The 13,481-nt window shown below is 73.0% G+C and carries 12 protein-coding genes; 5 read left to right on the plus strand and 7 right to left on the minus strand.

The window, feature by feature from the left end:
- Nucleotides 1–4: 4 nt before the first annotated feature.
- Nucleotides 5–1,255 carry an SMP-30/gluconolactonase/LRE family protein gene (locus tag IT780_RS30760; RefSeq protein ID WP_199515319.1) on the plus strand — a complete coding sequence of 417 codons (1,251 nt, stop codon included), beginning with the start codon at nt 5–7 and terminating at the stop codon, nt 1,253–1,255.
- On the opposite strand, the gene hutH is transcribed toward IT780_RS30760, so the two are convergent.
- The 6 genes from hutH to IT780_RS30790 are packed head-to-tail and all read right to left on the minus strand — an operon-like array spanning nt 1,252 to nt 8,878.
- Nucleotides 1,252–2,787, minus strand: coding sequence for a histidine ammonia-lyase (gene hutH, locus IT780_RS30765; RefSeq protein WP_199515320.1), 1,536 nt, complete (start codon nt 2,785–2,787; stop codon nt 1,252–1,254). The two genes, IT780_RS30760 and hutH, sit on opposite strands and share 4 nt — an antisense overlap.
- Nucleotides 2,784–3,932, minus strand: a complete 1,149-nt coding sequence (gene hutI / locus IT780_RS30770; protein ID WP_199515321.1) for an imidazolonepropionase — start codon at nt 3,930–3,932, stop codon at nt 2,784–2,786. Before hutI ends, hutH begins: the two co-directional genes overlap by 4 nt.
- On the minus strand, nt 3,929–5,203 hold the full coding sequence (locus IT780_RS30775; RefSeq protein ID WP_199515322.1) for a formimidoylglutamate deiminase: 1,275 nt from the start codon (nt 5,201–5,203) through the stop codon (nt 3,929–3,931). Before IT780_RS30775 ends, hutI begins: the two co-directional genes overlap by 4 nt.
- Nucleotides 5,200–6,384 (minus strand): allantoate amidohydrolase, encoded by a 1,185-nt coding sequence (locus tag IT780_RS30780; protein WP_199515323.1) that lies wholly within the window; start codon nt 6,382–6,384, stop codon nt 5,200–5,202. Before IT780_RS30780 ends, IT780_RS30775 begins: the two co-directional genes overlap by 4 nt.
- The gene (hutU, locus tag IT780_RS30785) at nt 6,381–8,018 is read right to left on the minus strand and encodes a urocanate hydratase (RefSeq protein ID WP_199515324.1); all 1,638 of its coding nucleotides are present in this window, start codon (nt 8,016–8,018) and stop codon (nt 6,381–6,383) included. The genes IT780_RS30780 and hutU overlap by 4 nt, the downstream gene beginning before the upstream one ends.
- Nucleotides 8,019–8,029: 11 nt before the next feature.
- Nucleotides 8,030–8,878, minus strand: a complete 849-nt coding sequence (locus tag IT780_RS30790) for a MurR/RpiR family transcriptional regulator (RefSeq protein ID WP_199515325.1) — start codon at nt 8,876–8,878, stop codon at nt 8,030–8,032.
- A 216-nt stretch (nt 8,879–9,094) separates the two neighbouring features.
- Here IT780_RS30790 and IT780_RS30795 point away from each other — a divergent pair, with 216 nt between their 5' ends.
- Nucleotides 9,095–11,083, plus strand: a complete 1,989-nt coding sequence (locus IT780_RS30795; RefSeq protein ID WP_233413775.1) for an NACHT domain-containing protein — start codon at nt 9,095–9,097, stop codon at nt 11,081–11,083.
- A 5-nt stretch (nt 11,084–11,088) separates the two neighbouring features.
- Here IT780_RS30795 and IT780_RS42875 read toward each other — a convergent pair whose 3' ends face one another.
- Nucleotides 11,089–11,211: a hypothetical protein gene (locus IT780_RS42875; protein ID WP_267910183.1), complete on the minus strand. Its 123-nt coding sequence runs from the start codon at nt 11,209–11,211 to the stop codon at nt 11,089–11,091.
- 623 nt (nt 11,212–11,834) lie between these two features.
- Here IT780_RS42875 and IT780_RS30800 point away from each other — a divergent pair.
- From IT780_RS30800 to IT780_RS30810, 3 genes are read left to right on the plus strand one after another with little or no spacing between them, the layout of a single operon-like run.
- Nucleotides 11,835–12,260 (plus strand): hypothetical protein, encoded by a 426-nt coding sequence (locus IT780_RS30800; protein ID WP_199515327.1) that lies wholly within the window; start codon nt 11,835–11,837, stop codon nt 12,258–12,260.
- Nucleotides 12,254–12,487: a helix-turn-helix transcriptional regulator gene (locus IT780_RS30805; protein ID WP_199515328.1), complete on the plus strand. Its 234-nt coding sequence runs from the start codon at nt 12,254–12,256 to the stop codon at nt 12,485–12,487. Before IT780_RS30800 ends, IT780_RS30805 begins: the two co-directional genes overlap by 7 nt.
- Nucleotides 12,484–13,458, plus strand: coding sequence for an NAD(P)-dependent alcohol dehydrogenase (locus IT780_RS30810; RefSeq protein ID WP_199515329.1), 975 nt, complete (start codon nt 12,484–12,486; stop codon nt 13,456–13,458). Before IT780_RS30805 ends, IT780_RS30810 begins: the two co-directional genes overlap by 4 nt.
- The last annotated feature ends 23 nt before the right edge of the window (nt 13,459–13,481 follow it).

Raw genomic sequence — 13,481 nt, forward strand, 5'->3', positions numbered from 1 at the left:
TGCCGTGAGAACACGGGGGATGGTTGCTGTCGTCGCTGCTGTCGGCATGCTCGCCGCGGCGGGCGGGTGTGATCCCGGGGGCTTGACCGCTCAGGAGGTCGAGGTCGTCGCCGGGGCGGGGGAGAACGACGGTGGCGCTGCCGCGGACGCGTTCATCGATGGGCGGCTCGTGGACATGATCATGGGCGCTGACGGTGTGCTGCGGGTGCTGACCGAGGAGAGGGAAGCCCTCACCGTGTGGTCCGTGAAGGATGCGCGGCTGACCCGGGTGGCCGTTCCGGCGATCAAGGCCGATTACATCAGTCAGGCCACTGCCGGGCCGGGCGGTGATCTGTACCTCGCCATGTGGAACGGTAACGGCGGGGTGTGGCGGGTCACGGCTGACGGCGTTGCCGTTCAGACGGTGGGTATCGATCGGGAGACGTACCGGGGGGATCGGAAGCCCGCCCCGGATGGTGCGCCGGTTGCCGGGGCGTACGTGCGGTATCTGCACGGGGTCGCGGTGGCCTCCGACGGTCACCTGTTCTTCGCCGAGGAGCGGATCGGGCCGGTGACGTATCAGCTGGTGCGGACGGACGAGAACGGGAAGTTGCGAACCGTGCTGGGCCGGGATCTGGCCGGGCTCACCGAACGTCAGTGGCGCTCGGCGCGGAGCAGCACCGGCTTCCCGGACGGCACGCCGGCCCGCCAGATCGCCCTGGAGGGCGGCCTGAACGATCCGCTCGCGGTCGCACCGGACGGCACCCTGTACGCCGCTCCGGGCCGCCGCAGCGTCGTCGCCGTGCGCGCGGACGGCACGGCCCGCCAGGTGATCGGCAACATCGGCGGCGGGCTCGACGACGGCGTCGAGGAGGCGGACGAGCCGTTCGAGGATCGCGGGCCGGCGGCCCGGGCGCGGGTGAACCTGGCCGGCGGCGGCACGATCCGCGCCGGGGCGAGCAACGCGAGCCTGGTCGTGGATTCCACCGGTGACCTGTATCTGACCAGCGTGAACGCCGCGTTCAACCGGCTGCCGGAGACGTTCGACTGGACCGGCGAGGTCAGCGACACCCAGCGGGAGCTGCTCGAACTGTCCAAGGAGCAGCGCCGCGGCGACTCCGAGGTGTTGCGGGTGCGGCCGGACGGTTCGCTGGCGACGGTGGCCGGGCACGCCGATGCGGCCGCGGTGGACGACTCCTGGATCTACCTGGCGCGGGCCTTCACCGACGTCGACGGCCACCCCCGCGTGCTCGTGGTGAGAACGAAGAAGGGTTAGAGCAGGGGCCCGACGGCCGCCTCGATCTCCACCCGCAGCGCCCGCTCCGCGACGACCGTCCGCGCCTGTTCGAGCACCGGTGCCAGGAACCGGTCCGGCCCCGGCTCGCCGGCGAACCCGCTGACCGCCGCGACCGCCGCCCGTCCCGCCGGGGACGGGTTCAGCGGCGCGCGCAGCTGGATGCCGCGTACGGCCGACAGCAGCTCCACCGCCAGCAGGCTGGTCAGGTTGTCCAGGACCGTACGCAGCTTCTTCGCCGCCGCCCAGCCCATGGAGACGTGGTCCTCCTGCATGCCGCTGGTCGGCAGCGAGTCCACCGACGCCGGGTTGGCCAGGCGCCGGTTCTCCGCGACGATGCCCGCCGCCGTGTACTGGGCGATCATCAGGCCGGAGTTGACGCCCGCGTCGGGGGAGAGGAACGGGGGCAGCTCGCGGTTGCGGGCGACGTCGAGGAGCCGGTCGACGCGGCGTTCCGCGATCGCGCCGACCTCCGCGGCCGCGATGGCGAGGAAGTCCGCGGCGAAGCCGAGCGGCGCCCCGTGGAAGTTCCCCGTCGATTCGACCCGGCCGTCGGTGAGCACGACCGGGTTGTCGACCACCGAGCGCAGTTCCCGCGCGGCCGTGGTACGGGCGAACTCCAGGGTGTCGCGGGCCGCGCCGGCCACCTGCGGCGCGCAGCGCATCGAGTACGCGTCCTGCACAGCGTGCGCGAGGTCGTCGCGGTGGGAGTCCATGATGGCCGAGTCCTGCAGCAGCCGGTGGATGTTCGCGGCCGACGCGGCCTGACCCGGGTGCGGGCGGATGCTGTGCAGTTCGGGCAGGAACGGGCGTTCCGAGCCGAGCATCGCCTCGATGGCCAGCGCCGCCGTCACGTCCGCCATCGCGAACAGGTGCCCGGCGTCCTCGATCGCCAGCAGCAGCATGCCCAGCATGCCGTCGGTGCCGTTGATCAGCGCGAGCCCTTCCTTGGCGACCAGGTCCAGCGGCTCGAGGTGCGCGGCGTGCAGCGCCTGGGCGGCGTCGACGCGGGCGCCGTCCTTGCCGAGCACCCAGCCCTCGCCGAGCAGCACGAGCGCGCAGTGGGCGAGCGGGGCCAGGTCACCGGAGGCGCCCAGCGAGCCGTGTTCCGGCACCCACGGCGTGATGTCGTGGTTGAGCAGGTCGACGAGCCCCTGCGCGAGCTTCGGCCGTACGCCGGACAGCCCCAGCGCGAGCGACCGTACCCGCAGCAGCATCATGGCCCGCACCACCTCGCGGGGCATCGGCGCGCCCACCCCGGCCGCGTGGGAGCGGATCAGCGCGTGCTGCAGCTCGGCCCGGCGCTCGGGGGCGATGGACGTGTTGGCGAGCGCGCCGAAGCCGGTGCTGACGCCGTACACGGGCCGGCCGGAGGCCTCGATGCTGTCGACGATGGCCCGGCTGCTTGCCATGGCCGCGACGGCTTCCTCGCTGATCTCGACCTTCGCGCCGTGCCGGGCGACGGCGACGACGTCGGCGGGGGTGATGCCGGTGGGCTGGACGATGACGTTCATAGAGGCACTCCGTCGTGCAGAACTGTGCTGATGAGCGGGACCCCCGGCCGGTAGGCCAGGTGCAGGTGGGAGGGGGCGTCGAGGACCACCAGGTCGGCGCGGGCGCCGGGGCGCAGCACGCCGATGTCGTCGCGGCGCAGCGCGCGGGCGCCGCCCGCGGTCGCCGCCCACAGCGCCTCGGCCGGGGTCATCCGCATCTCGCGGACGGCGAGGGCGATGCAGAACGGCATGGACGACGTGTACGACGACCCGGGGTTGCAGTCGGTCGCCAGCGCGACGGTCGCACCGGCGTCGAGCAGCCGGCGGGCGTCCGGGTACGGCGACCGAGTGGAGAACTCGGCGCCCGGCAGCAGCGTCGCCACGGTGCCGGAGCCGGCGAGCGCGTCCACGTCGGCGTCGCTGAGGTGGGTGCAGTGGTCGGCGCTGGCCGCGCCCAGTTCCACGGCGAGGCGTACGCCGGGCCCTTCGGTGAGCTGGTTCGCGTGGATCCGCAGCCCCAGACCCGCCTTCGCGCCCGCGGTCAGGATCGTGCGCGCCTGGTCGCCGTCGAACGCGCCGCGCTCGCAGAACACGTCGATCCACCGGGCGTACGGGGCGGCTGCCTCGAGCATCGCCCCGCTGACCAGGGTCACGTAGTCGTCGGGGCGGTCGGCGTACTCGGTGGGGACGACGTGCGCGCCCAGGTACGTCGTCTCGGCCGTCACCTCGCCGGCGAGGCGCAGGCTGCGGACCTCGTCGGCGACCGTGAGGCCGTACCCGCTCTTCATCTCGACCGTTGTGGTGCCCTGCCGGCGCATCTCGGTGAGCAGGCGCCGGACGGCCGACCGCAGGTCGTCGTCGGTGGCGGCGCGGGTCGCGGCGACGGTGGTCCGGATGCCGCCGCCGGTGTACGGCTCCCCGGCCATGCGCGCGGCGAACTCGGCGGCCCGGTCGCCGGCGAACACGGGGTGCGCGTGACTGTCCACGAAGCCCGGTACGACCGCACGGCCCTGCACGTCGAGGCGTTCGTCGGCGGCGGGGGCGTGGGCGGCGGGACCGGTCCAGGCGATGTGGGAGCCGTCCACGATGACCGCCGCGTCGTGCAGGGTGCCGGTCGCGGGGTCGTGGGTGACGAGCTCAGCGATGCCGGTGACGAGCAGGCTCATGGGATTGCCTTCCGCAGGGCGGCCGGTACGTCGAACGCCGTGTGCCGCCCGGCGTCGACGATCAGCCGGCCGTCGGCGAGCACGTGGGTCACGTCGGCGTTCGTGGCGGCGAAGACCACGCCGGAGGGGTCGACGCCGGCCGTGCGTACGGAATCGAGGGTGACCGTGACCAGGTCGGCCCGCTTGCCCACCGCGATCTGGCCGGCGTCGTCCCAGCCGAGCGATGCGTGCGCGGTGGCGGCGGTGAGCAGCTCGCCGGCCGTGAAGTGGCCGCGGCGTTCGGTGGCGAGACGCTCGTCCAGCTCGACCGCGCGGGCCTCCTCGAACAGGTCGATGACCGCGTGGCTGTCGCTGCCCAGGCTCAGCGGCACGCCCGCGTCCGCGAGCCGCCGCGCCGGTCCGATCCCGTCGGCCAGGTCCCGCTCGGTGGTCGGGCACAGGCAGACGCCCGTCCCGGTGCTGCTCAGAAGATCCATGTCCTTGCCGGTCAGGTGGGTGGCGTGGACCGCCGTGGTGCCGGGGCCGAGGACGCCGTGACGGTGCAACAGTTCCGTCGGAGTGCAGCCGTGCACGGCCTCGCACGCCTCGTTCTCTGCCCGCTGCTCGGAGAGGTGCACGTGCAAGGGCGCCCGCCCGGCGAGACCGGTGAGAAAGGCCGCGGGCACGGCCCGGACCGAGTGCAGGGCGGCACCGATCCGTGCGTGCCCGGCGTCGCGCAGGGCCGCCGTCCGGGCCAGCCACCCGTCGAGGTCGCCGTCGCCGAAGCGGCGTTGCACCCCCTCGAGCGGCTGACCGTCCACACCGGACGTCAGGTAGAGGGTGTCGAGCAGGGTGATCCGGATACCCGCGTCCCGCGCCGCCGCCACGAGCGCGTGGCCCATGGCGTTCGGGTCCGCGTACGGGGTGCCGTCCGGGTTGTGGTGCAGGTAGTGGAACTCGCCGACGCACGTGACGCCGGCCAGGGCCATCTCGCCGTACACGGCCCGGGCCAGCTCGTAGTAGCTGTCGGGGTCGAGGCGGGCGGCCACCTCGTACATGCGCTCGCGCCACGTCCAGAAACTGCCGCGGTCGTCATGCGTACGCCCGCGCAGCGCGCGATGGAACGCGTGCGAGTGCGCGTTGGCGAACCCCGGCAGCACGAGCCCGGGCAGCGGGGTGCCGCCCGGTGCCGCGCCCGGGGTCACCGCGGTGAACCGGCCGTCGGCCACGTCGATGGCGACGTCGCGCTCGACACGGCCGGCGACCCACGCGTGCTCGGCGAAGTACCTCACAGCAGCGCCTCGAGCACGGTCGCGAGCGCCTCGACGCCGGCCGCGCAGTCCTCGTCGGGGGCGTGCTCGGCGGGGGAGTGCGAGATGCCGGTGGGGTTGCGGACGAACAGCATCGCGGTCGGTACGTGCGCCGACAGCACCCCGGCGTCGTGCCCCGCCTGGGTCGGCAGGATCGGGGCACCGCCGAGGGTCCCGGCCAGCCGCGCGGCCAGCCCGGTGTCGAAGGTGACCTCCGGTGACACGGACTCCGGTTCCACCGCCAGCTCGGTGCCGTCCTGCCCGGCCCGTTCGGTGGCCCGCTTCACCACGGCCTCGACGAGCCGGTCCAGCGTGGCGGTGTCCGCGGCGCGCGCGTCCAGCCAGCCGCGGACCAGCGACGGGATCGCATTCGTGGCGTTGGGTGTCACCTCCACCCGGGCCACCGTGGCGTGGGCGCCGGCCTCCCGGGCCTCCTCGTTGGCGGCCAGCACGGTGGCCGCGTACGTGAGCATCGGGTCGCGCCGGTCGGCCATCCGCGTGGTGCCGGCGTGGTCGCCGGAGCCGGTGAAGTCCATCCGCCAGCGCCCGTGCGGCCAGATCGCGCTGGCCACCCCGACCGGCGCGTCCAGCTCGACGAGCGCCCGGCCCTGTTCGATGTGCAGCTCGACGACGGCGGAGACCCGGCCCGCGAGGTCCGGCAGCGCGCCGGCCGGCCGTACGCCGAGCGCCTCGCCGAAGGTGATCCCGTCCCGGTCGCGCAGGGCGGCAGCCTTGTCCGGCGAGATGGCCCCGGTCAGCAGCCGCGAGCCCAGGCACGGTACGCCGAACCGACCGCCCTCCTCCTCGACGAACGCGGCGATGCCCAGCGGCCGGCCCGGCTCGAAACCCCGCTTCCGCAGCGCGTCCACGGCGAGGAACGCGCTGACGATGCCGAGCGGGCCGTCGTACCCGCCGCCGTGCGGCACCGAGTCGAAGTGCGAGCCGGTGATCACGGCCCGGTGGCCCCACGGCGTACCCCACCAGGCGAACAGGTTGCCGTTGCCGTCCTCGGTCACCGGCAGGTCGCGCCGGGCCGCCTGGTTACGGAACCAGTCGCGCAGCACGAGTTCCGGCTCGCTGAGGGCGTACCGGAGATAACCGCCCGTGGAATCGCGGCCGATGGTCGCGATCTCCTGCCAGAGCCGCGGGAAGGCCGCGCTCATGATTCCCGCATCGGGATGTGCACCTGCGCCGCGGCGGCGGACTCGTAGCCCGCGTCGACGTGCCGGATGACGCCCATGCCCGGGTCGTTGGTGAGCACCCGTTCGATCTTCTGACCGGCGAGCGCGGTGCCGTCGGCGACGCAGACCTGCCCGGCGTGGATGGACCGGCCGATGCCGACGCCGCCGCCGTGGTGGATCGACACCCAGCTCGCCCCGCTGGCCGTGTTGACCAGCGCGTTCAGCAGCGGCCAGTCGGCGATCGCGTCCGAGCCGTCGAGCATGGCCTCGGTCTCCCGGTACGGCGACGCCACGGAACCCGAGTCGAGGTGGTCGCGGCCGATGACGATCGGGGCGGACACCTCGCCGCGCGCCACCATGTCGTTGAACCGCACGCCGGCCTTGTCGCGTTCGCCGTAGCCGAGCCAGCAGATGCGCGCGGGCAGGCCCTGGAACGCCACCCGCTCGCCGGCCATCCGGATCCAGCGGGCGAGGGGGTCGTTGTCCGGGAACAGCTCCAGCACCGCCCGGTCCGTGGCCGCGATGTCGGCCGGGTCGCCGGAGAGCGCCGCCCAGCGGAACGGGCCCTTGCCCTCGGCGAACAACGGCCGGATGTACGCGGGTACGAAGCCGGGGAACGCGAACGCCCGCTCGTAGCCGCCGAGCTGCGCCTCGCCGCGGATCGAGTTGCCGTAGTCGAAGACCTCGGCGCCGCCGTCGAGGAACCCGACCATCGCCTCGACGTGCCGGGCCATGCTCTGCCGCGCCCGGTCGGTGAACTCCTCCGGCTTCGCCGCCGCGTACTCGGCCGCGTCGGCAACGTCCACGCCGGCCGGCACATAGCTCAGCGGGTCGTGCGCGCTGGTCTGGTCGGTCACGATGTCGATGGGTACGCCACGACGCAGCAGCTCCGGGAACACGTCGGCCGCGTTGCCGACCACCCCCACCGACACCGCCCGCCGCTCGGCCTTCGCGGCGGTGGCCCGCGCGACCGCGTCGTCCAGGTCGTCGGCGATCACGTCGAGGTAGCGGGTCTGCACCCGGCGTTCCAGCCGCGACCGGTCCACGTCCACGATCAGGCAGACGCCGCCGTTCATCGTCACCGCGAGCGGCTGGGCGCCACCCATGCCGCCGCAGCCCGCGGTCAGCGTGAGCGTGCCGGCCAGGTCGCTGCCGTACCGCTTGGCGGCCAGAGCGGCGAACGTCTCGTACGTGCCCTGCAGGATGCCCTGGGTGCCGATGTAGATCCACGAGCCGGCGGTCATCTGGCCGTACATGGTCAGGCCGAGCTTCTCGAGGCGGCGGAACTCCGGCCAGGTCGCCCAGTCGCCGACGAGGTTCGAGTTGGCGATCAGCACGCGCGGCGCCCACTCGTGGGTGCGGAACACGCCGACCGGGCGGCCCGACTGCACCAGCAGCGTCTCGTCGCCCTTGAGTCGGTCCAGCTCGCGCACGATCGCGTGGAACGACGGCCAGTCGCGGGCGGCCTTGCCGGTGCCGCCGTACACGACGAGGTCGCCGGGGCGCTCCGCCACGTCGGGGTCGAGGTTGTTCATGAGCATCCGCTTGGCGGCCTCCTGCGGCCAGCCCTGCGCCGTGTACGCCGTACCGCGCGGTGCTCGTACCGTCTCCGGCATCCCGTCCTCCTTCACGCTTCGAAGATGTGGCGGCGGGCGGCCGTCGCCTCGAACTGCTCCAGGCGGCGCTGCGCCGGCTCCGGCGCGGCGTCACACATGGCCTGCAGCACCACCATGGCCAGCGCCATCGGGCCGGTGTGCAGGTCGAACACGAGCTGGGTGCCGACCGGCGCGCTGAGCACCACGTCGGCGGTCTCGGCGACCGGGCTGACCCCCGAGTCGGTGAGCGCGACCACGGCCAGCCCGGCGTCCTTCGCCTCCCGGATCGCGTCGAGCGTCTCCCGCGGGTAGCGCGGCAGCACGACCGCCAGCAGGGCGCTCGCCCCGGCGGCCCGGGCCTGGTCGATCCGGTCCAGCAGCATCGTCCCGCCGCTGTCCAGCACCCGGACGTCCGGATGCACTTTCGCGGCGAAATATCCGAAGTACGCGGCCAGCGGCGCGGCCGCCCGCAACCCCAGCACGGGCAACGGCCGGCTGGCCGCGAGCAGCCCGGCGGCCCGTTCGACGGCCCCGAGGTCGCTCAGCTCGTCGGCCATCCGTTCCAGATGCCGGGTCTCCGCCCGCAGCGCCCGCTGCATCGCGTTCTCCCCGCCGTCGGGCTGCCCGGCCGGCACCCCGGCCAGCGCCCGCAGCTCCCGGCGCAGCGCGGGATAGCCGGCGTACCCGAGTGCCATCGCGAACCGGGTCACCGACGGCTGGGACACCCCGGCCAGCTCGGCCACCTCGGCCGCGGACAGGTACGCCGCCGACGGCCCGTGGTGCACGAGGCTCTGCGCGATGCGTCGCTGCGTCGGGGTGAGCCGGGCGCCCTGGAAGAGATCGAGCACCCGCCCACCTGGCCTGACCGCTGCGTCATTCACACAAGCAGACTATGCATAAAAACTTTCACACCGCTAGTACCACTTCGGTGTCTGTCGAGAAAACCTGGCGACTGGCCGATCCCTGTCGGATAGCGGACTCCGGCAAGGGTTGTCGGCCGCCCGGCCTCGCTGGACCCTGTTCCGGTGCTCGGATGGTTACGTCGGCCCCGGTTTCTTCTGCTGACCGCGGCCCTGCTGTCGGCTGTGGTGGCCGGATTGCTGTTCCTCGTTCACGAAGGGCGGGAGAAGTCGGACCAGTGGGCCAGCATCGCCGCGGTGGTCTTCGCCGTGATCACGCTGGCGGACACCCTGCTGACCCGGGTCTGGAAAGGCGGCCGCCCGCTGCCGGTGACCGACGACATGGTCACCGAGGCGGCCGCGAACCTCGTTCGGGCGGAGCGGCGACGACGTCGCTCGGAGTACGAACTGCGCCGGATCGAGGATCCATGGCCGCTTCCGATCCGCTGGGCCCGAACCTCGAACGCGCGCTCGGTGACAGCGCGGTGGCGGGCGCTCCGGCGCACCGATGCCCCCGAGCCGTTCCTGCCGGACGGCGTGTTCACCGGCATTGCCGACGCGTACAGCGACCCGAGGTGCCCGGGACGGGTGGTGGTGCTCGGCGATGCCGGGTCCGGGAAGAGCATGCTGGCTCTGCGACTGGTACGTGACCTGGCGGATCGCTGGGCCGAGCCCGCGCGGATCCCGGTGCTCGCCTCCCTCTCGCAGTGGAATCCCGAGGTGGAGAGCCTGGAGGTCTGGCTGGCCGGCCGGCTGTGCGAGGAGAACTGGGAACTGCGCCGGGAGATCCAGACCCCGGACGGTGGCCGGCGTACCCTCGCCGCCGAGTTGCTCTCCCGCGATCTCGTCCTGCCGGTGCTCGACGGCTTCGACGAGTTGGCCGTGGAGCGCCGGGCGGCGGCGTTGCGCCACCTCGACGAAGTGTTCGGGCAGGCTCGCCCCTTCGTGCTGACCAGCACGTTCGACGGATACCGATCGGCAGGCGTCGTGGTGCGGCGCACGTCGGTCGTCGAGATCCTCCCGCTGGATCCCCGTGAGGTCGCCGATTTCCTCCACGACGGCGACCGGACGACCCGGGTGTACGAGCACCTGGCCTCGGGCTGCCCGTCACCGCTCGCGGACGCGCTGTCCTCGCCCTTGGCGGTCTGGTTGGCCGGTCGCATCTACGGCGCGGAGGACGCCGATCCCGACGAGCTGCTGGATGCTGCCTGGGCCACCGACCGGTCCGGCATCGAACGTCATCTGCTGAGCCGCTTCATCCCTTCCGCGTACGCGATCGGGCCCCGGGAGACGCTCCGCACGCAGATGCAGATCCGGCGGGTGACCCGGCATCTCACGGCTGTCGCCGCTCATCTCGAGCGGAGCGGCCGGCGAGGCTTCGCCTGGTGGCGTCTCCGCGACGAGATGACTGGCCCGCAGTTGTTGTTCAACCTCGGCCTGCTGCCGCTCTCGATCGTCCTGATCGGCCTGCGGCTGGCCGGCGTCGATCTCGACGACGTGGGACAGGGCATCTTCCTGGGCTTGCTGATCGGTGCTGCCTTCAGCGTGCCGACCTGGTTGAAGCGCGGGCCGAACCCGATGCCGCGCCGCCTCACCCTGGCCACGATCCGGTCCCGGCGCTGGATGTTGTGGCTGGGACTGCTGATCGCGGCGGCGTTCGGGTTCGGGTTCGGGGTGCCGTTCGGCCTGCACGCCGGGCCGCTCACCGGGCTCGTGGTCGGTGCCGGCTTCGCCGGGCTGGCCTTCGTCATCGTCGGCGTCAGCGTGGACACGTCGCCGGCGCGCGCCGGCAGTCCGGCCGAAACGCTGCGCGACGACCGGCGGTTCGCGCTCAGCATGGGAGCTCTGTACGCGGCGATGTCGGCGACGGGATCCGCAACTGTGATCGGGCCGGTCGGAGGTGCCGTCGCCGGCGTCACCGGGGCGGTCGTCATCGCCGGCTCCGGCGAGTGGTTGCCGTTCTGCCTGATTCGCGCCTGGTGGGCGCTGACCGGCCGTACCCCCTGGCGTCTGATGACGTTCCTGCACGACGCGAACAGCCGTGGCGTGCTGCGCACCTCCGGCGGCTACTACGAGTTCCGGCATGCCGCGTTGCAGCAGCACCTGACCACGAAGACGCCGGCCGCCGTTCCGGCCCTGGCCGAAGCGACGGTGGCCGGCGGCCAGGACAGGCCCTGGGTGTCCTGAATGGCTCAGCCGCCGGTCAGTACGCGGCCGTATCCGTCGAAGGAGAAGTCGGTGTAGCGCTGGTTCTGCCCCGTCCAGCCGGCCTTCGGCGCGAGGCCGGTCGAGGACGCGGTGAAGGTGACGAGCATGCCGGCTGCGGCCGCCGATGGGTAGCCGCCGACCTTCTCGTCCGGCGCGGTGGCTCCAGACCTGCGAACCGCTGCCGGTCAGGCCCGAGGACGAGCCGCGCAGCAGCACGGCCGTCCCCGCGTCGGCGTTGCTGCCGACGTCGCGGCCGTCGCCGGTGAGGTCGCCGACGGCGAGGGCGGAGCCGAACCCGTCGTCTGCGGCGGAGGTGCCAGGCACGCCCGGACTGCTCTTATTGATGTGTACGGCGCGCGTGAGCGCCAGCCCGTCCGCACTTCCGGGCAGTATCCAGAGGCCGCCGGCCTGCACCGAGCCCGCGTGGGTGTCCGGCTCGCACGTGGTGGCGATGACGAGGTCGTCGTACCGGTCACCGTTGAAGTTGCCCGTGGTCAGCTGATCTCCGGCGTTGCCGCCGCGGCCACGGGTGCCATGGCGGGCAGCCCGACCACCAGCAGAGCCGCACCCAGAGCCGCCGTGATCTTGCGCCGCACTTTCGCCCCCGTCTATCGATGTGCAGCGCAGTGCACGGGAGGCCGCCCGCTGGAGATGTCAAATTTTCTGTACACCAAGTCAAGAATTTGCTACCTTCGCCGTGTCAAACTTTGTGGACACGGGGAGGCCTCCGATGGCGTACGTGGAGAAGCGGGCCTGGATCAGGCTGGTGGTCGCCGTGCTCGGCTACACGGCGTACGTGATCGTCATCGCCGGCCGGCTGGGCGGCCGGGCGCCGGCGGACGTGCCCTACCGCGACGCGCTGCTCTGGACCGTCGGGCTGGCGATCGTCGCGTCGATCGTTGCCGAGATCGCCATGGGCTCGGTTCCGGGCACGTCCCGGGACACCGACGAGCGGGACCGGGAGATCGGCCGGCTCGGGGAGCACGTGGGCCAGTCGTTCGTGGTGATCGGCGCGGTGGCGGCGATGCTCATGGCGATGGGGGAGTGGGACCGGTTCTGGATCGCCAACGTGGTCTACCTCTGTTTCGTGCTGTCGGCGATCCTCGGCGGCATCGCCAAGGTCGTGGTCTACCGCCGGGGCGTGCCGCAGTGGTGAAGCCGACCCGGGTGACCAACCGCATCCGCTCGCTGCGCTTCGCCCGCGACGAGATGACCCAGGCCGACCTCGCCGAGCGCATCGGCGTCACCCGGCAGACCCTCAACGCCATCGAGCAGGGCAAGTACTCGCCGAGCCTGGAGGTGGCCTTCCGGGTCGCCCGGGTCTTCGGGGTGCCGCTCGACGACGTGTTCCAGTATCCGGAGACGTCCGAGGAGCAGCCGTGAGAGCAATCGTCCGCGACACGTACGGCCCGGCCGCCGGCCTGCACCTGCGGGAGGTGAGCCGGCCGCCGATCGGCGGGAACGACGTCCTGGTCCGGGTGCACGCAGCCGCGGTGGACCCCGGCGTCTGGATCTTCATGACCGGCCGTCCGCTGGCCGTCCGCCTGGCTACGGGCCTCCGCCGGCCGCGCGTCGCCGGCCTCGGCCGTGATCTCGCCGGAGTCGTCGCGGAGGTCGGCGCCGGCGTCACCGGGCTACGTCCGGGCGACGAGGTGTACGGCACCTGCGAGACCGGCTCGCTCGCCGAGTACGCGGTCGCGCGGCCGCAGCGGCTGGCACGCAAGCCGGCCGGCCTCACCTTCGAGCAGGCGGCGGCGGTGCCGATCTCCGCGGTGACAGCCCTGCAGAGCCTCGGCGTCGCCGGGGTGAGCGCCGGGCAGCACGTGATGATCATCGGCGCGGGTGGCGGCGTCGGCACGTACGCGGTGCAGCTGGCCCGCGCCTCCGGTGCCGTGGTCACCGCCGTGTGCAGTGGCGCCAGGGCCGAGCTGGTGCGCTCGCTCGGCGCCGAACACGTCATCGACTACACCCGACAGGAGATCACCGACCGCGGCGAGCGCTACGACGTCGTCGTCGACACCGCGGGGAACCGCCCGCTGTCGCTGCTCCGGCAGGTGGCCGGCGAGCGCGGGGCGATCGTTCTGGTCGGCGGCGGGCACGCGCGCGGGCGGTGGCTCGGCGGTTTCCAGCGGCAGATGGCCGCGCCGGTGCTCTCGCTGTTCGGCGCCGCCCGGGTGCTCGGCGTGACCGCGCGGGTGGACCGGCAGAGCATCGAGGAGCTCACCCCGTTGCTGGAGTCCGGAGCCGTGACCCCCGTCATCGGCGGGACCTATGCCCTCGCCGACGCGGCGGCCGCGCTCCGCGAGCTCGAGCAGGGCCACCCCACCGGAAAGATCGTCGTCACCATCGCCTGACGGGGTCGGAAGGGCCTGTGTCA

The sequence above is a fragment of the Nucisporomicrobium flavum genome (assembly GCF_016464385.1).
GTDB classification, from domain to species: domain Bacteria; phylum Actinomycetota; class Actinomycetes; order Mycobacteriales; family Micromonosporaceae; genus Actinoplanes; species Actinoplanes flavus_A.